Origin of the sequence: Pseudomonas sp. PMCC200344, from assembly GCF_030053095.1 — a bacterium.
Classification (GTDB): Bacteria; Pseudomonadota; Gammaproteobacteria; order Pseudomonadales; family Pseudomonadaceae; genus Aquipseudomonas; species Aquipseudomonas svalbardensis.
Map to the genome: position 1 here is coordinate 240,855 of NZ_CP125618.1, position 17,198 is coordinate 258,052.

The window sequence follows — 17,198 nt, forward strand, 5'->3', positions numbered from 1 at the left end:
GCGTCCTGTCAGACTATGCAAGCTTACGCCAAACACTCGCCAACCAAGGCTGCTGCTCCCGCGGCAACCCCGCCGGCCGGTAGTAATGCTCCAGCTCTACAAACCCCACCGCCGTCAGCAATTGCTGCCACGTCTCAAGATCGTGATACGCCCCATAACGCGGCCCATTCCACCCTTCCTGATTCTCGCCACGCGGATTGGAACTGAACAACACCCCACCCGGCCTCAAAGTCCGACACAATTCCTTCAATACCCGAGGCAATTCCTGACGCGGAACATGAAACAACACCGCATTGGCGAAGATCCCGTCAAAGCGCTCAGCCGGCAAATCCAGCTTCAGAAAATCCTGCTGCCAGACCTCACAGCCGCTGTCTTCGCGCGCCATCTGCGCAAACTTCTCCGAGCCATCAAGCCCGACAGCGGTATGGCCCATGCGCGTGAAGGTTTGCAAATCACGCCCCGGCCCGCAGCCAAAATCAAGAATCTCGAACGGCGCCTTGCCCTGAATATGCCGCAGCAGCGCATCAATGTTCTGGCTGACATCATGATCGCGAGTCCCTTCGCGGAAACTTTCGGCCACCGAGTTGTAATGGCCCAGGGTGGTGGAGGTGATCTGCTCAAGGTCGGTGGGGGTCTGTTTCATGGTCGGCTGCGCAGGCGATTGGGATTTGCCGAATATACGCCATGAGGCAGAAGGCTGCTGCGCAGCCATTCGCGAAAGCGATATCACTGACACCCAATGACTTGAGCCAGACTCAGCGCTTGTTCAATCCCCGAGCCAAACGATCCCCACCCAACTGAATCGCCGCCACCAACACCACCAGCAACACAATCACCGTCAACATGATCTGGCTATCAAACCGCTGATACCCGTACCGATAAGCGATGTCCCCCAGTCCACCCGCACCGATCGCCCCCGCCATGGCCGATGAGTTGATCATGGTCACCAGGGTGATGGTGAAACCACCGACAATCCCCGGCAGCGCCTCAGGCAGCAGCACGTGCCAGACGATATGCCAGCGCCGGCAACCCATCGCCTGCGCTGCTTCGATCAACCCGTGATCAACCTCACGCAAACTGACTTCAGCGATCCGCGCAAAAAACGGTGTGGCGGCGATGGTCAGCGGCACCACGGCCGCCCAAACGCCGTACGTGGTGCCGACGATCAACCGCGTAAACGGAATCAGCGCCACCATCAAAATCAGAAACGGAATCGAGCGAAACAGGTTCACGAACGCGCCCAACGCACGGTTCAGCGCTGGCGCTTCATAGATGCCGCCCTTGGAACTGGTGACCAGAATCACCGCCAGCGGAATGCCCGCCAGCAGCGCGATCAATGACGACACGCCGACCATCAGGAAGGTGTCGATGAAGCCTTGCAGCAAGCGATCAAACCACATAACCCAACACCTCCACCTGTTGCGCCCAGTTGCCGGCGCGTTGACGCAGTTCCTCTGCGCCGAGGGATGAACCGGTCACCGCCAGCAGCAATTGCCCGAGGGCATGGCCCTGAATCCGTTCCACGCCACCTTGCAGCAAACGCACGCGACCACCGAGGGCACTGAACAACGCGGCCAAGTCGGGCTCGTCGCTGGCGCTGCCGGTGAACTGCAAACGCAGCACAACAGCGGCGTCCGAGGACTGTGGATGTGCCTGCAAGCGGCTTTGCAGTTCTTCCGGCAAACCGTGTTGCAACGGCGCGAGCAAGGTTTTGCTGACCTCGTGCTGGGGGTTGCCAAAGACTTCCCAGACCGGCCCTTGTTCGACGATTCTCCCGTGTTCCAGCACGACGACTCGATCACAGATATCGCGAATCACCGCCATCTCGTGGGTGATCAGCACGATGGTCAGGCCCAGGCGCTGATTGATCTCGCGCAGCAGGCCGAGGATTGATTGCGTGGTTTCCGGGTCCAGTGCCGAAGTGGCTTCGTCGCACAGCAGAATCGCCGGGTCATGCACCAAGGCGCGGGCGATGCCGACGCGCTGTTTCTGCCCGCCGGAAAGCTGCGCCGGGTAGGCCTTGTGTTTCTCTTGCAGGCCCACCAGTTCGAGCAATTCGCGGACTTTCTGCTCGCGTTTTTCCTTGGGCACACCGGCGACTTTCAGCGGCAATTCGACGTTCTGCCAAACCGTCTTGGCCGACATCAGATTGAAGTGCTGGAAGATCATGCCGATGCGCCGACGCAGCGCCACCAAGCGGTCTTCATCGAACTCGCCGATGTCGACCTGATCGATCAACACGCGGCCCGTGCTCGGTTGTTCCAGGCGGTTGATGGTGCGGATCAGCGACGACTTGCCGGCGCCGCTGCGGCCGATGATGCCGAACACCTCGCCGCGCTGGATCGCCAGGTCGATGCCGTGCAGCGCGGCGACCGGACCTTGCTGACCGTTGTAGGTTTTGCCCAGGCCGATGAAGCGTACGTGAGCACGGTTCAGGTCTGGGTGCAGTTCGGTTTGTATAGCATGCTCTGGGGTATGGGGGGGCTTTGGAATCTCCAGTCGCCGTAGGGTAGAGGTCGTCATATTCAGCTTTCCCAGCCAGCTTGGTAGAGCTTGCCGTGGGCTTTATCCAGCGCGGCTCGAACGGCCGGCGAATGCTGGTAGATGTCGACGAATTTGATCAGGCGCGGGTCGGTTTTGCTTTTTGGCTGGATCACGAACTGGATCACGTATTCCTTGTGATCGAGGCCGTCGAACAGCAGGGCGGAGCCGGCATCGAAGGTCTTCGACAGGCGAATGTAGGCCGGGTAGCCCTGGACCAGATCGGCGTCGTCATAGGCGCGTACCAGTTGCACGGCTTCGACCTGAAGGATTTTGATCCTCTTCGGATTGGCGATGATGTCTTCTTCGGTGGCTTTGTAGCCGACACCCGGTTTGAGGGTGATCAGTCCGGCTTTGGCCAACAGTTGCAAACCACGACCGCTGTTGATCGGGTCGTTGGCGATCGCCACGCTGGCGCCTTCTGGCAGTTCATCGAAGCTTTTGTATTTCTTCGAGTAGAGGCCGACGTTGTTGATGATCCCCGGCGCGAACGGCACGAGGTCGAAACCGGCGGCGGCCTTGGCGTTTTCCAGGAACGGGACGTGCTGGAAGTAGTTCACGTCGATGTCGCCGGCGGCGAGGCTGACATTGGGCGCGATCCAGTCGCTGAACTCCACCAGGTCGACTTGCAGGCCTTGTTTCTTGGCTTCTTCGACGGCGGCTTCCAGGGGAATGGCGAACGCGGCGGTGGTGCCGACTTTCAGCGGCGCGTCGGCGGCGAAGGTGATGGAGCTGAAAAGGCCGAGGGCCAGGGCCAGTGCTTTGACTGGGTGGGTCAGGAGTTTCTTGGTCATGGTGGGGTTTCCAGTCAGTGCATGAATGTGTGGTGTTTGGGCGGGCCTCTTCGCGGGCAAGTCGGATCGCCGCACCGCTCGCTCCTACGGGGGAACTGTGATCGCACGGGCGATGTAAAACCTGTAGGAGCGAGGCTTGCCCGCGAAGCTTTTAGCGTCGGAACGCAGATCCGGTATGTTGCTCTGGCAAATGCGCTTCACCGTGAAACAGTTTTTCCCGCAGGCTGCCAGGGTCGTAAGCGGTCTTGTACGACCCTCTGCGTTGCAATTCCGGAATCACAAGCTCAATGAAATCCACATAGCTTTCCGGCGTGACAATTCGCGTCAGATTGAAGCCATCCAGCCCGGTTTCCGCGATCCACGATTCCAGCTCATCAGCCACTTGCTCAGGCGAACCGACCACCGTGATGTAGCGACCACCAAGCGCGTGTTGCTCGAGTAATTTGCGGCGGGTCCAGTCGTTGTTTTGCAGGTTTTTGGTGGCGGACTGGATCGCGTTGCTCTTCACGTACTGGATCGGTTCGTCGATGGCGTATTCGGAAAAATCGATCCCGGTGGAGGCCGAGAAATGCGCCACGCCGGCCTCGGCACTGGCGTAGCTCAAGTACTCGGCGTGCTTGGCCCAGGCCAGCTCTTCGGTGGCGCCGACAATCACGTTCAGCCCCATGAACACCTTGATGTCCTCAGGATTGCGCCCGGCCTCAACGGCACTGGCGCGCACCTTGTCCACTTGAATCTTGGTCGATGGTTTGTTCTGGCCGCTGATGAACACGCACTCGGCATGTCGCCCGGCGAACAGCAAACCACGATCCGAACTGCCGGCCTGGAACAGCACGGGTGTGCGCTGCGGCGACGGCTCGCAGAGGTGATAACCCTCGACCTGATAGAACTCGCCCTTGTGCTCGACCTTGTGCACTTTCTCGGGCTGCGCATAGATCCGCTGTTGCGGATCGTTAAGCACCGCGCCGTTTTCCCAGCTGCCTTCCCAGAGTTTGTAGAGCACTTGCAGGTATTCATCGGCCTGGTCGTAACGACGGTCGTGTTCCACCTGTTCACTCAAACCCATGGCCTTGGCGGCGCTGTCGAGGTAGCCGGTGACGATGTTCCAGCCGACCCGGCCACGACTCAGATGGTCGAGCGTGGACATGCGTCGGGCGAACAGATACGGCGGTTCGTAAGTCAGGTTGGCGGTGAGACCGAAGCCAAGGTTTTTGGTGACCGCGGCCATGGCCGAGACCAACAGCAGCGGGTCATTGACCGGCAACTGGATCGACTCTTTGAGCGGTACGTCCACCGAGTTTTGGTAGACGTCGTACACGCCGACGATGTCAGCGATGAACAGGCCATCGAACAGTCCGCGCTCCAGCAATTGCGCCAGTTCGGTCCAGTATTCGATCGTTTTGTATTGGGTTGAAGTGTCCCGGGGATGCGTCCACAGACCATGGTTGATGTGCCCGATGCAGTTCATGTTGAACGCGTTGAGCAGGATCTTCTTTTTGGCATCGGCCATCAGATGGTCCCCCGCAGTGGCGGGTTTTCATCGTTGAGGTAGTAATTGCCGACCGCGTGATACTTCCAGCGCACAGGGTCGTGCAGCGTGTGTACCCGAGCGTTGCGCCAGTGACGGTCCAGACCCTGTTCGATCAGGGTTGCCTGGCTGCCGGCCAGTTCAAACAGCGTGCTGCCAGCGGCGAGGGAAATCTCGGTGCTGATGGCGCGGGCTTCGGCGACGGCAATCGACGCGGCGGCGACGGTCTCGGCGTTGGTCTTGGCCTGAGCCTTGTCGAGGAATTCGCCGGAGCGTTCCAGCAAGGCTTCGGTGGCGTGCAGACGAATGCTCAAGTGGCCGAAGCTCTTGATGGTCAGTGGGTCTTCGGTGGCTTTGTCGTTGCCGGAATCGATCCACGGCCGGGTCTTGGTGCGTACGAAATGCAGCGCATCTTCATAGGCGGCGCGGGCGATGCCGGTGTCGATAGCAGCATGAAGAATCTGCGCCAGCGGGCCGACGGTGGTCGGGCGCTCGAACGCGCTCTGAAACGGGATCACGTCTTCGGCGGCGACGTAGACGTCTTCAAACACCACCGAACCGCTGCCGGTGGTGCGCTGGCCGAAGCCGCTCCAGTCGTCGATCACCGTCAGACCCTTGGCGTTACGAGGGACGAAAGCGAGTTGCTGAACACCGTTTTCGTCCACGACCGACGTCGGAATGCGCTGAGCATAAATAGCGCCCGTGGCGTAAAACTTGCGGCCGTTGATGCGATAGCCGTCACCGCCGCGGGTCAGGCTGGTGACGCGGTCATGGGCGGTTTTGGTCCCCAGTTCCGCGAGGGCATTGCCGAAGCGTTGGCCGGCCAGCACTTCTGCGTACAGGCGTTTTTTCTGCTCTTCGCTGCCATTCACCCGCAACACTTCGAGCGCGTAGAAATGGTTCTGCGGAATCTGGCCGAGGGAACCGTCAGCCTGGGCGATCAGCGCGATCACCTTGGCCAAGGTGACGTTGGAAACCCCGGCGCCGCCATATTCTTTTGGCACGCTGATGCCCCAAAGACCCGAGCGGGAAAACACTTCCAGTTCCGGGTGTGGCAAACGGCGTTCGCGGTCGCGCAGGGCGCTGTCGCGTTTGAAATCTTCGGCCAGGTCACTGGCCACGATCAGGGCTTGCTCATCGCTGGTTATGACCGCGACGTGGTGAGAAAGAGTCATGTGTTTCTCCAGAGATCTGGTCAAAAGTGTTCTGGTCGTTAAATCCAGGAATGCCGAGCGGGCAAAGTGCCGTTCAGGTGATAGGTGCCGACTGCGTGATATTTCCAGCGCACCGGATCGTGCAGCGTGTGCACGCGGGCGTTGCGCCAATGGCGGTCGAGGTTGAATTCGGCGAGGGTCGCGCGGCTGCCGGCCAGTTCGAAAAGCTTTTCGCTGGCCAGCAGCGAGATCTCGGTGGTCAGCACTTTGGCTTCGGCCACGGCAATCGACGCGCGCGCGGCGGACTCGGCGGTGAGGGGCGCGGCGTTGACTTGATCGAGCACTTGCCCGGCTTTGCGCAGCAGCGCTTCGGCGGCGTGCAGTTCGATTTTCAGTTTGCCGATGTCGGCGATCACATAGAGGTCGTCGCTGGCCCGTTCGACCTTGGCGTCGATCCACGGCCGTGCACGGGTTTTCACGAAATCGATGGCGTCGTCGATGGCGCCCCGGGCGATGCCGGCGTCAATGGCTGCTTGAATCAGCTGCGACACGGCACCCTGAATGTTCGGGCTGTCATTGATCTTCCAGTTATCCACCACCAGCTCGGCGTCGACCTGCACGTTGTTGAGCAAAATGGTGCCGCTGGCGGTGGTGCGTTGGCCGAAGCCCGACCAGTCATCCACGATGCGCAGGCCCGGTGTACCGCGGCGGACGAAGGCCAGAACCTGCTTGCCATCGTCGTTCAGCGCCTTGACGGCGACCCAGTGGGCGAACAGGGCGCCGGTGGAATAGAACTTCTGCCCGTTGAGGACGAAGCCGTCGCCGTTGGCGGTGATTCGCGCCTTGAGTTCAAGGGTGTTTTTGGTACCGCGTTCAGGTCCCGCGTTACCGATTCGCCAGCCGTCAAGCACGCTTTTGAACAGCTGTTTTTTCTGCGATTCAGTGGCGCTGCCGAGCACCAGGTTGAGAATGCCGAACTGGTTTTGCGGGATCTGTCCCAATGCCGGGTCGGCAGCGGAAATGATCGCGAATACGTCGGCAACCGTGACGAACGAAACCTGCGGGCCACCGTACTCACGCGGGATGGCAATGCTGCCCAGGCCGCTGCGGGTGAACTGTTCGATTTCCGACCATGGCAGCTTGCGCTGCTGGTCGCGTTTGGCTGCTTGCAGGCGAGCGACTTGCGCCAGCTCATGGGCGGCCTTGATGGCTTGTGCGTCGTTGCGCAAGACCTGCGCGGGCAACAACAGGGGGGCGATATCCAGATCACTCTGGACGATTGCATCTGCCAGACTGGACATCAGTGCCGCTCCTTGGCTGCACGCAATGCCCTGGCGATCTGCACTGGGGTGATTGTGTTCCGGACCATACCTACCTCACATCTCATGGAAACGTCGCGAGGGTTGCGACGAACGAAAACAAGAATGTCCGGTGGTCCGGTACATATACCCTAAGCGTGTATAAAAAATTAATAAACTAACTTTTAGGAATAAGCATAGAAGGGGTCTCACAGATCCTTCTAGCAGCTGGCAAAGCCTGCGTTCGGCTGCGTAGCAGTCGTGAAATCAGGCGTCGCGGTCATTCAGGTTAATCGCGGACTCAGGATTTACGACTGCTGCGCAGCCGAACGCAGGCTTCGCCAGCTGCTACAGGGATCTCAGTGTTTGCGGGGTTCGGCGGCCATGAGTATCTCCTTTGGCCGGGCCTTCAAATAGGGATTGGCGCAACCGATCTTCAGCCTGCGCGGTGGTGCCCAGCGGGAGTTGTTGCCCACCCGGTCGAGGATGCAGTAAGTCACTTCCAGCCGCAGGTCTTCGCCGGCTTCGAGAATGATCGCCGGCGGCACCCAGACCTGGATCGGCTGGCCGACATCGCCGGCCTTGAGTCGTGGCAGATCCATGCGCACATCGCCCCAGCGCAGGGTGATTTCGTCGTCGGCGGCCATGTTCAGGTAAGGCTCGATGGTCAATGGAACGCCGCGCTTGATCTGGTTCGGATTGACTCCCTGACGGCGAATGGTCTCGGGGATATTCACGGGCTCCAGACTCTGGTTTTCATCGCCGCACAGCGCAGACGGTTGGCCGCCGGGGCAGTCGAGTTTGATCTGCACCCGTCTGGCGGCTGAAAGGGTTGGCCCTTGCCCGATCTGCATGATCCGGTAGTGAACGCGTGAGGTGCCATTGGCGATGAAGCTCTCGGGTACACGCAGTTGGACCGGTTGACCGACATCGTCGGCCGTCAGCACTCTGGAGGCCACGTAGCAGTTATCCCAGAACAGTTCGATCAGGTCGCCTTCGTCCATGCCGGAGTAGGGCGCCACATCGATCAGCAGGCGCGCCGCCGAGGTGATGTTGATGCAGGTCTTGTGAGATTGCGCCAGGGTCGGGGCCGCAAGCTCGGGTTTGTTCGAAGTGCTTGTCATGGGGGTTCTCCTTGAAGCCTTGCAGCGAAAGTCCGTTTCTGAAAGTTTGAAAGGCGTGAATTACCGAGCAACAAAACTGTTCGTTGTGTGTGAAATTAAATAGTGAATGAGTGCAAGGTTAAACGCCTGTTGAGACTAGATAAGAGTGCGCTTGAATAGGTGTCAATAGAGTTGGCTAGTTATTTGTGGTATCTAGCGTTATTCAGAAAAATCCTACACATTGAAGTTAATAAGCTCCCCTGCTCTGTCGAACTTGACCTTGTTTTATGGGCTTTCAGTGCGTTACTGACGGCGAAGACCTGTTCGGTGAGGGCGCTGAGTTTGGCGAATTTTAGGCGCGGTTATTCTGTTGCAGAACATATATATGTACCGCACGCAGCAATAAAAAATTATCTATTGTTTGGGTGGATGAATAAGAGAAGAGAATATATCGAGAGGTTTTGTTAGTAGGGGTGGTTGTCACTTCCATCCATGGAAGTTAATAAGTAGTCAGGCGATGTTTCAGTGGTGAGCGTTATTCAGGAACTTGCTGAGAAACTGCTTCGTCCGCTCTTCTTTCGGATTGGCAAACAGTGCCTTGGCTTCGCCTTGTTCGACGATCACACCTTTGTCGAAAAACACCACGCGGTTCGCCACGTCCCGGGCAAAGCCCATTTCGTGGGTGACGATAACCATGGTGCGTCGCTCTTCGGCGAGGCTGCGGATGGTTGCCAGCACTTCACCCACCAGCTCCGGGTCGAGGGCTGAGGTGGGTTCGTCGAACAGAATCACTTCCGGCTCCATCGCCAGCGCGCGGGCAATCGCCACACGCTGTTGCTGACCACCGGAAAGGCGACGCGGGTACGCGTCTTCCTTGCCCGCCAGACCGACCCTGGCCATCAGCTTTTTACCCAGGGCAACGGCTTCGGCGTGCGGGATCTTCTTTACGAAGATCGGGCCTTCGATAACGTTTTCCAGGGCGGTGCGATGAGGGAACAGGTTGAAGTTCTGGAACACGAAACCCACATGCTGGCGCAAACGTCGCACCAGGCCTTGCTGCTGGTTCAGCGGACGGCTGCCATCGATCTCGATGTCACCGACCTTGATCCGGCCGCTGGTGGGTTCTTCCAGAAAATTCAGGCAACGCAGGAACGTGGTTTTACCCGAGCCGCTAGGCCCGATGATCGCTACTACCTCGCCTTCCTTCACTTGCAGATCGATGCCGTTGAGCACCACTTGACCCTTGAACTGCTTTGTCAGTTTTTCCACGACAATCATTGGGTCAGGACTCCAGGTCGTGCCGATTGACCCGTGCTTCCAACTGGTTCTGCAGGTGCGAAAGCACCGTGGCAAGAATCCAGTAGATCAGCGCGGCGGCAAGGTACATGGTGAAAATTTCAAAGGTACGGGCGGTAATCAGCTGCGCCTGACGGAACAGTTCCGGCACCTGAATAGTGGCTGCCAGCGCGGTGTCCTTCACAAGCGAAATGAAGCTGTTGCCCAGCGGTGGCAGGGCCGTGCGCATCGCTTGCGGCAGGATGGCCCGACGCAGGGTCTGCGCACGGGTCATGCCGATACTCGCGGCGGCTTCCCACTGACCGCGCTCAATGGAGCTGATCGCGGCGCGGAGGATTTCGCAGGCATAGGCCGCCATGTTAAGCGAGAAGCCGATCAGGGCCGCCGGCAGCGGATCAAGTTCGATGCCCAATTGCGGCAAGCCGTAATAGATCACGAACAGTTGCACCAGCAACGGTGTGCCGCGAAAGAACGACACGTAGATGCGGGCGATCCAGCTCACCAGTTTGAAGCGCGACAGTCGCATCAATGCCAGGCCGAAGCCCATCACCAGGCCGAAGAACATCCCGCCCAAGCTCAAGATTACCGTGTAATACGCGCCCTTCAGCAGGAAGGGCGCGGAATCCAGCGCGAGTTGGAAAGCTTCTTCCATTATTTAGTGACGTCAGCGCTGAAGTATTTTTCCGAAAGCTTTTTCAGCGTACCGTCGGCACGCAGCTTGTCGATGGCCTTGTTCACTGCTGCCAGCAACTCAGGCTCGCCTTTGCGCAGGGCAACGCCGGCTTCCTGACGGGAGAACGCTTCACCAGCGGCGGAAGTGTCCTTGGCCTTCTTGGCGTATTCCAGCGCGGCGAGGCGGTCGATCAGAATGGCGTCGATACGGCCGACGCGCAGATCCTGGAACTTGGTCGGGTCATCTTCGTAGGTGCGGATGTCAGCCTTAGGCACATTCTCTTTCACCCACTGCTCGTAGTTGGTGCCCAGACCTACGCCTACTTTCTTGCCGGCCAGATCGGCGGCGGTCTTGATGGTGTCTTTGTTCTTGGTCAGGGTCAGCGCCTGAATCCCGGAAACGGTGTAAGGCTCGGAGAAGTCATACTTCTTCTTGCGCTCTTCAGAGATGGTCACCTGGTTGATCACGGCGTCCAGACGCTTGGATTCCAGGGCTGCGAGGATGCCGTCCCATTTGGTCGGCTGCAGTTTGACCTTCACGCCCAGCTCTTTGGCCAGGGCTTCGGAAAACTCGACTTCGAAGCCAGCCAGCTTGCCGTCGGCGTCGACGAAACTGAACGGTGGGTAAGTGCCTTCCAGGCCAACGTTGATCACGCCAGCGTCTTTGATTTTTTGCAGCTGCTCACCGGCAACCGCTTGCCCCAGTAGACCGGCGCTCAGCGCCAGGCCCAGCGAACCTACCAGCAGATTTCGTCGTAGTGCGGAAAAATTCATGACAAGCCCCTGTGTTTTCTTATGAAGACGCTTTTAGGAATGTTGGCAAATTCGGGAATTGAACGACTGCAATATCCTGCCCTAAAGCATCGTATGCGTCTCGCTGCAAATTCGCCTGCGGCGTGACTATATGATGGCGCTTTTAGAATGGAAAATAATGAATAATCAGTTTGTTATTCGTTTATAGAATATAAGGCCAGAGATCAAGATCGTACCCACGCAGGAGCGTGGGTACGATCGGCTACAAAAAATCTTTGTAGGCAAACAGTGCCGGCGCCCCACCGGTATGCAGGAAGATGATCGGGCCGTCATTGAAGCGCTGGCGGCCGATGCCATCGAGCAAACCCGCCATGGCCTTGCCGGTATAAACCGGGTCCAGCAGCAAACCTTCCTGACTCGCCACCAGCTTCACGGCGGCCAACGTCCCGGCATTCGGTTCGCCGTAGCGCGGGCCGAAATACTCGTCCCACAACTCGACCTTGAAACTCGCTGGCAGGCTCACGCCCAGCAGCTCGGCAGTACGTTCGGCGAGGCCTTGGACTTTCGGTCGCTGATCCTCGTCGCTGCGAGAAACCGTGACACCAATCACTGGCAAATCCGGTAGTGCTTCACTCAACGCCAACGCCAGACCGCTATGGGTCCCGGCGCTGCCCGAAGCCAGAACCACGGCCGCGAATGTCAGCCCGGTGTCCTTGATCTGCTCGGCCAATTCCAGCCCGGCGCGCACATAACCCAAAGCGCCCAATGCATTCGAACCACCAATCGGCACCAGATACGGCTTCTTGCCGTTGTTGCATAGACGGTCGGCCAGAGCCTGCAATTGCTCGTCGGCATTGTCGAGGTTCTCCACCAACTCAACCTTGGCATCGAACAGGTCAAGCAACAGTCGATTGCCGTTACCGACATAGTTAGCGTCGTCGGTGCCGAGAGGGTTTTCCAGCAACGCAACGCAGCTCAGCCCAAGCTTGGCCGCAATGGCGGCAGTCTGGCGCACATGATTGGACTGAAGCGCGCCAGCGGTGATCAAGGTGTCGGCGCCTTGTGCCAATGCATCGGCCGCCAGGTATTCGAGCTTGCGCAGCTTGTTGCCGCCCATCGCCAGCGGCGTCAGGTCATCACGCTTGACGTACACGTCGCGGCCCAGCCAGGTCGACAGGCGTTCGAGTTTTTCCAGGGCAGTAGGATGACCGAGCAGGTCGAGGCGGTTAAAGCGGGCAAGCTGTTGTTTGATCATGGGGTCCGTACTGGCGGAGGGAGATGACAGGACTATAGGCACGCCTATTTAGCGGGGCAACTGCCAATCGGCCTTATGCCAAAAAGTGCTGAGCACAGCACAATCGGTTCTTAATTCGGCTTCCAGACCATGCCGTAAAGTAATCGCGGTTAACGCGGCCAGACAGTCCGGCCGCCCGTGAGGAGTTTTTACCGTGAGCGAGCGTTCCAGTCATTGGCAACTGCAGACCATTGTCAGCCAACTGCGCACGGCGCGTGATCAGTGGCGCGTACAAAATGGTCGCGCCAGCACCGAACAGGGCGGTCGCGAGTTGCCTTCCCGAGCGGCCATGGCAGAGATTCTCGAAGCCCTCTGTGGCGCGTTGTTCCCGATGCGCCTCGGCCCGGTGGATTTGCGCGAGGAGAGTGAAGACTTCTACGTCGGCCACACGCTGGACGTTGCGTTGAACGCGTTGCTGGCTCAGGCGCGATTCGAATTGCGCTACGCCGCTCGCCACAGTGCCCAGGCCGACACTGAAGTCGAGGCCAAAACGATTCAGATCATTCAGGACTTCGCCCTCGCATTGCCGGGGCTGCGCAGTCTGCTCGACACCGACGTGCTGGCGGCCTATCACGGCGATCCAGCGGCTCGCAGTGTCGATGAAGTGTTGCTGTGCTATCCAGGGATTCTGGCGGTGATTCACCATCGCCTGGCCCATCATTTGTACAGGTCCGGTTTGCCGCTGCTGGCACGGATCAGCGCGGAGATCGCCCACTCGGCCACTGGCATCGACATTCACCCTGGCGCGCAGATTGGTCGCAGCTTCTTCATCGATCACGGGACGGGTGTGGTGATCGGCGAGACCGCCATCATCGGCGAGCGTGTGCGGATTTATCAGGCCGTGACGTTGGGCGCCAAGCGCTTCCCGGCGGATGAAGACGGTCAGTTGCAGAAGGGGCAGCCGCGACATCCGATTGTCGAGGATGACGTGGTGATCTATGCCGGTGCGACGATTCTGGGGCGGATCACCATCGGCGAGGGGTCGACCATTGGCGGTAATGTCTGGCTGACCCGCAGCGTGCCGGCGGGGAGCAACCTGACTCAAGCGAATCTGCAGCATGATGACGGGACGCAGAAGTAGGGCGGTAGAATCGTTGTCTGATTTGAGATCCACCCCTCACCCCAGCCCTCTCCCCAGTGGGGAGAGGGGGAAAGGGGTGTCGTGGTCAACTAATTCCGGACACCTCGATAGGTGATTTTGATGCCATCGCCCGTTCATAAACTGTCGGTGGCAGATATCCCAGTTTCGAGTGCAGCCGTTCGTTGTTGTAAAACCCAACGATGTACTCAGTGATGTCGCGTATCGCCTCGCCATGGTTGGCGTAATCACGTCGCCATACCCGCTCCATTTTCAAGCTCAGGAAGAAGCGCTCCATCACTGCGTTATCCCAGCAGTTACCTTTACGGCTCATGCTTTGCTGCATGTCACTTCTTGCCAGCAGCGCTCTGTAGCTCGCACTCGCGTACTGGCTGCCGCGATCCGAGTGGGCGATCAAGCCGGGTGGCGGTTGACGTTGAGCAACCGCCAGCTGCATTGCACTGCACACCAGTTCAGCGGGCATGTTCGGCGCCATTGACCAGCCCACTACCTTGCGTGAGAACAAGTCCAGCACCACAGCCAGATACAGCCAGCCACTGCGGGTTCGGATGTAGGTAATGTCTGCTACCCAGGCCTTGTTCGCCGCCTCGGGTTCAAATTGGCGGTTCAATACATTTTCAGCAATCGGCAGGTCATGTTTGCTGTCGGTGGTGTGCACAAATTTACGCTTCCAGGCCGAACGCAGGCCGTTGACGCGCATCATGCGGCGAATCTTGTAAATGCCTACTTCCATACCCTTTGCACGTAACGCTTTACGCAATGGGCGACTGCCATAGCAGCCGCCACTTTCAGCAAACGACGCCTTGAGTTGCAGAGCAACGGGGCAGATCGATGCAGGAGCCTCAGCGCGCTTGTTGGCCTCGTAGAAGCCGGATCGACTAACCCCCAACAAACGACACACATACGCCACCGAATAAGCCTTCTGTTGCAGCTGCCGAACCAAGCGGTACGTTACTTCAGCTCGCGGGCAAAGAAGGCGGTGGCTTTTTTTAGTACATCGTTATCCATCTTGAGTTGACGGTTTTCTTGCTCCAACTGACGAATACGCTGTTGCTCAGAGGTCAGCGGCTTGCCGATCCCGGCTTGTCCCAACTTCTCGGCCTCATACTGTTGTACCCAGCGTCGAACGGCCGTATCACCAATATCAAGATCACGACAAACCTGTGAAACACTCAGGCCCTGGTCCTTGATCATCTTTACAACTTCCAGCTTGAAGCTGTCGTCGAATACTTTACGTTTGTCGGTCATGGAGAACTCCTCAATAGGTGCATTTTCCACCTATCGGGGTGTCCGGGGAAATTAGACCACTGCAGAGTTCGACTCGGGATTTCAGGTCGCAGAATGTCTACTAAGCACCTCGGTCAGTCCCCTCGCCCCTTTGGGAGAGGGTAAGGGTGAGGGGTGGATCTCAGATCTGTACAGAGATAATGGCATTCCGCCAATTTCCACTGAACGAATCCCCCAAACCCCACGTCATACCCTTCCTTGAGCTAGCGTACGAACAGTACCGCCGAGCCTTGCGATTAGTCCTTAGCACCCTATTCATGTTTAACTTGAACGCTCATTCAAGTTAAACCGCCGGTTTGCTGCCCGCTCACAACAGGAGGCTTGCCTATGCCGAGTCCGTTACTGATTGCCCTGTTTCACCCCCTTGAGGTGCATCTTTCATGAGTGCATCGCCCACCCCCGCTAGCGGTCAGGTCCGCATGAATCCGCCGGTGTTTTACTTTTCGGCGACGTTCATTTTGCTGTTCGGCATCATCGTCATCGCCATGCCTGAACAAGCCGGCGCCTGGCTTCTGGAAGCGCAGAACTGGGCGGCCAACACGGTCGGCTGGTACTACATGCTCGCGATGACCCTGTATCTGGTCTTCGTGGTGGTCACCGCCTTGTCCGGCTACGGCAAGATCAAGCTCGGTGCCGACCACGACGAGCCCGAATTCAGTTACCTGTCCTGGGCCGGCATGCTGTTCGCCGCCGGGATCAGCATCACGCTGTTCTTTTTTTGCGTGTCCGAACCGCTGACACACCTGGCGCAACCCCCGCAAGGCGAAGCCGGCACGGCGGATGCGGCGCGTCAGGCGATGCAGATTCTGTTTTTGCACTGGGGCCTGCACGGCTGGGGCGTGTTCGCCTTTGTTGGCATGGCGCTGGCTTATTTTGCCTACCGTCACAACCTGCCGCTGGCCCTACGTTCGGCGCTCTATCCGCTGATCGGCAAGCGCATCAACGGCCCCATCGGTTACGCGGTGGACGGCTTCGGCATCATCGCCACGGTGTTCGGCCTCGGTGCCGACATGGGCTTTGGCGTGTTGCACCTCAACTCGGGTCTGGACTACCTGTTCGGCATCGCTCACACCCAGTGGATTCAGGTCGGCCTGATCACGCTGATGATGGGCGCGGCGATCATCGTCGCGGTGTCCGGTGTCGATAAAGGCGTGCGCGTGATGTCTGACATCAACATGCTGCTGGCCTGCGCGCTGTTGCTGTTCGTATTGTTCGCCGGCCCGACCCAGCACCTGCTCAACACTCTGATCCAGAACATCGGTGACTACCTCGGCGCCTTGCCGATGAAGAGTTTCGACCTGTACGCCTACGACAAACCGAGCGACTGGCTGGGCGGTTGGACGGTGTTCTACTGGGCCTGGTGGATCGCATGGTCGCCGTTCGTGGGCCTGTTCATCGCACGGATTTCCCGTGGCCGGACCATCCGCGAATTCGTCTTTGGCGTGCTGCTGATCCCGCTCGGCTTCACCCTCGCGTGGATGTCGATCTTCGGCAACAGCGCCATCGATCAAGTCCTCAATCACGGCATGAGCGCCCTCGGCATGTCGGCCATCGATAACCCGTCGATGACCCTCTACTTGCTGCTGGAAACCTACCCGTGGAGCAAAACCGTCATCGCGGTCACGGTGTTCATCAGTTTCGTGTTCTTCGTGACGTCTGCCGACTCCGGCACCGTGGTGCTGTCGACGCTGTCTGCCAAGGGCGGCAATCCCGATGAAGACGGGCCGAAATGGCTGCGAGTGTTCTGGGGCGCAATGACCGCGTTGGTGACCAGTGCGCTGCTGTTTTCCGGCAGCATCGATGCGCTGAAGTCAGCGGTGGTGCTGACCTCGTTGCCGTTCTCGATGATCTTGCTGCTGATGATGTGGGGGCTGCACAAAGCGTTCTACCTGGAGTCGCAGAAGCAGATCGCGCAGATGCATTCCCTGGCACCGGTATCCGGATCGAGACGTGGCGGCTGGCGTCAACGCTTGACTCAGGCCGTGCATTTCCCATCTCGCGATGAGGTTTACCGCTTCCTCGATACGACGGTGCGCCCGGCGATTGAAGACGTCTCGGCGGTGTTCGTCGAGAAGGGTTTGAACGTGGTCACTCAGCCGGACCCGGCCAACGACAACGTCAGCCTGGAAATCGGTCACGGCGAGGAGCATCCGTTTATCTATCAGGTGCAGATGCGTGGCTACTTCACGCCGTCCTTTGCCCGTGGCGGCATGGGTTCCAAGGAACTCAACAACCGTCGTTATTACCGGGCTGAAGTGCACTTGAGCGAGGGCAGTCAGGACTACGATCTGGTGGGTTACACCAAGGAGCAGATCATCAACGACATCCTTGATCAGTACGAGCGGCACATGCAGTTTTTGCATTTGGTGCGTTGATCGA

General features: G+C 58.7%; 15 protein-coding genes. 2 read left to right on the plus strand and 13 right to left on the minus strand.

What is annotated here, in order from left to right:
• Positions 1-13: 13 nt before the first annotated feature.
• The 12 genes from QFW87_RS01085 to QFW87_RS01140 form a co-directional block, all read right to left on the minus strand.
• Entirely contained in the window at positions 14-643 is a 630-nt protein-coding gene (locus tag QFW87_RS01085) for a class I SAM-dependent methyltransferase (protein ID WP_283189612.1), read from the minus strand.
• A 112-nt stretch (positions 644-755) separates the two neighbouring features.
• Positions 756-1,400 carry a methionine ABC transporter permease gene (locus QFW87_RS01090; protein ID WP_033058513.1) on the minus strand — a complete coding sequence of 215 codons (645 nt, stop codon included), beginning with the start codon at positions 1,398-1,400 and terminating at the stop codon, positions 756-758.
• Positions 1,390-2,523 carry an ATP-binding cassette domain-containing protein gene (locus QFW87_RS01095; RefSeq protein ID WP_283189613.1) on the minus strand — a complete coding sequence of 378 codons (1,134 nt, stop codon included), beginning with the start codon at positions 2,521-2,523 and terminating at the stop codon, positions 1,390-1,392. Before QFW87_RS01095 ends, QFW87_RS01090 begins: the two co-directional genes overlap by 11 nt.
• Before the next feature lie 2 nt (positions 2,524-2,525).
• The gene (locus tag QFW87_RS01100) at positions 2,526-3,335 is read right to left on the minus strand and encodes a MetQ/NlpA family ABC transporter substrate-binding protein (protein ID WP_283182486.1); all 810 of its coding nucleotides are present in this window, start codon (positions 3,333-3,335) and stop codon (positions 2,526-2,528) included.
• A gap of 151 nt (positions 3,336-3,486) precedes the next feature.
• The gene (locus QFW87_RS01105; RefSeq protein WP_283189614.1) at positions 3,487-4,845 is read right to left on the minus strand and encodes an LLM class flavin-dependent oxidoreductase; all 1,359 of its coding nucleotides are present in this window, start codon (positions 4,843-4,845) and stop codon (positions 3,487-3,489) included.
• Positions 4,845-6,038, minus strand: a complete 1,194-nt coding sequence (locus tag QFW87_RS01110) for an SfnB family sulfur acquisition oxidoreductase (RefSeq protein WP_283182488.1) — start codon at positions 6,036-6,038, stop codon at positions 4,845-4,847. Before QFW87_RS01110 ends, QFW87_RS01105 begins: the two co-directional genes overlap by 1 nt.
• 38 nt (positions 6,039-6,076) lie before the next feature.
• Positions 6,077-7,318 carry an SfnB family sulfur acquisition oxidoreductase gene (locus tag QFW87_RS01115; protein WP_283182489.1) on the minus strand — a complete coding sequence of 414 codons (1,242 nt, stop codon included), beginning with the start codon at positions 7,316-7,318 and terminating at the stop codon, positions 6,077-6,079.
• A 356-nt stretch (positions 7,319-7,674) separates the two neighbouring features.
• Positions 7,675-8,439 carry a hypothetical protein gene (locus QFW87_RS01120; protein WP_283189615.1) on the minus strand — a complete coding sequence of 255 codons (765 nt, stop codon included), beginning with the start codon at positions 8,437-8,439 and terminating at the stop codon, positions 7,675-7,677.
• Between the two features lie 501 nt (positions 8,440-8,940).
• A complete protein-coding gene (gene tcyN / locus QFW87_RS01125; protein ID WP_283189616.1) occupies positions 8,941-9,696 on the minus strand; it encodes an L-cystine ABC transporter ATP-binding protein TcyN in 756 nt (251 codons plus the stop codon).
• Between the two features lie 4 nt (positions 9,697-9,700).
• The gene (gene tcyL / locus QFW87_RS01130; RefSeq protein ID WP_033058489.1) at positions 9,701-10,366 is read right to left on the minus strand and encodes a cystine ABC transporter permease; all 666 of its coding nucleotides are present in this window, start codon (positions 10,364-10,366) and stop codon (positions 9,701-9,703) included.
• A complete protein-coding gene (gene tcyJ, locus QFW87_RS01135) occupies positions 10,366-11,160 on the minus strand; it encodes a cystine ABC transporter substrate-binding protein (protein ID WP_283189617.1) in 795 nt (264 codons plus the stop codon). Before tcyJ ends, tcyL begins: the two co-directional genes overlap by 1 nt.
• 241 nt (positions 11,161-11,401) lie before the next feature.
• Positions 11,402-12,394 (minus strand): D-cysteine desulfhydrase, encoded by a 993-nt coding sequence (locus tag QFW87_RS01140; RefSeq protein ID WP_283189618.1) that lies wholly within the window; start codon positions 12,392-12,394, stop codon positions 11,402-11,404.
• A gap of 193 nt (positions 12,395-12,587) precedes the next feature.
• On the opposite strand from QFW87_RS01140, the gene epsC reads away from it, so the two are divergent.
• Positions 12,588-13,514, plus strand: coding sequence for a serine O-acetyltransferase EpsC (epsC, locus tag QFW87_RS01145; protein ID WP_283182494.1), 927 nt, complete (start codon positions 12,588-12,590; stop codon positions 13,512-13,514).
• 85 nt (positions 13,515-13,599) lie between these two features.
• Here epsC and QFW87_RS01150 read toward each other — a convergent pair.
• A protein-coding gene (locus QFW87_RS01150; RefSeq protein WP_283182702.1) for an IS3 family transposase occupies positions 13,600-14,780 on the minus strand; the annotation gives its coding sequence in 2 pieces (ribosomal slippage) (positions 13,600-14,525 and positions 14,525-14,780; 1,182 coding nt in all).
• A 458-nt stretch (positions 14,781-15,238) separates the two neighbouring features.
• On the opposite strand from QFW87_RS01150, the gene betT reads away from it, so the two are divergent.
• A complete protein-coding gene (gene betT, locus QFW87_RS01155) occupies positions 15,239-17,194 on the plus strand; it encodes a choline transporter BetT (RefSeq protein WP_283190869.1) in 1,956 nt (651 codons plus the stop codon).
• Positions 17,195-17,198 lie beyond the last annotated feature (4 nt).

Excerpts from the sequence above, each read along its gene's own strand:
- QFW87_RS01085 (WP_283189612.1), bottom strand. The coding sequence starts at position 643 with ATGAAACAGACCCCCACCGACCTTGAGCAGATCACCTCCACCACCCTG.
- QFW87_RS01090 (WP_033058513.1), bottom strand. The coding sequence starts at position 1,400 with ATGTGGTTTGATCGCTTGCTGCAAGGCTTCATCGACACCTTCCTGATG.
- QFW87_RS01095 (WP_283189613.1), bottom strand. The coding sequence starts at position 2,523 with ATGACGACCTCTACCCTACGGCGACTGGAGATTCCAAAGCCCCCCCAT.
- QFW87_RS01100 (WP_283182486.1), bottom strand. The coding sequence starts at position 3,335 with ATGACCAAGAAACTCCTGACCCACCCAGTCAAAGCACTGGCCCTGGCC.
- QFW87_RS01105 (WP_283189614.1), bottom strand. The coding sequence starts at position 4,845 with ATGGCCGATGCCAAAAAGAAGATCCTGCTCAACGCGTTCAACATGAAC.
- QFW87_RS01110 (WP_283182488.1), bottom strand. The coding sequence starts at position 6,038 with ATGACTCTTTCTCACCACGTCGCGGTCATAACCAGCGATGAGCAAGCC.
- QFW87_RS01115 (WP_283182489.1), bottom strand. The coding sequence starts at position 7,318 with ATGTCCAGTCTGGCAGATGCAATCGTCCAGAGTGATCTGGATATCGCC.
- QFW87_RS01120 (WP_283189615.1), bottom strand. The coding sequence starts at position 8,439 with ATGACAAGCACTTCGAACAAACCCGAGCTTGCGGCCCCGACCCTGGCG.
- tcyN (WP_283189616.1), bottom strand. The coding sequence starts at position 9,696 with ATGATTGTCGTGGAAAAACTGACAAAGCAGTTCAAGGGTCAAGTGGTG.
- tcyL (WP_033058489.1), bottom strand. The coding sequence starts at position 10,366 with ATGGAAGAAGCTTTCCAACTCGCGCTGGATTCCGCGCCCTTCCTGCTG.
- tcyJ (WP_283189617.1), bottom strand. The coding sequence starts at position 11,160 with ATGAATTTTTCCGCACTACGACGAAATCTGCTGGTAGGTTCGCTGGGC.
- QFW87_RS01140 (WP_283189618.1), bottom strand. The coding sequence starts at position 12,394 with ATGATCAAACAACAGCTTGCCCGCTTTAACCGCCTCGACCTGCTCGGT.
- betT (WP_283190869.1), top strand. The coding sequence starts at position 15,239 with ATGAATCCGCCGGTGTTTTACTTTTCGGCGACGTTCATTTTGCTGTTC.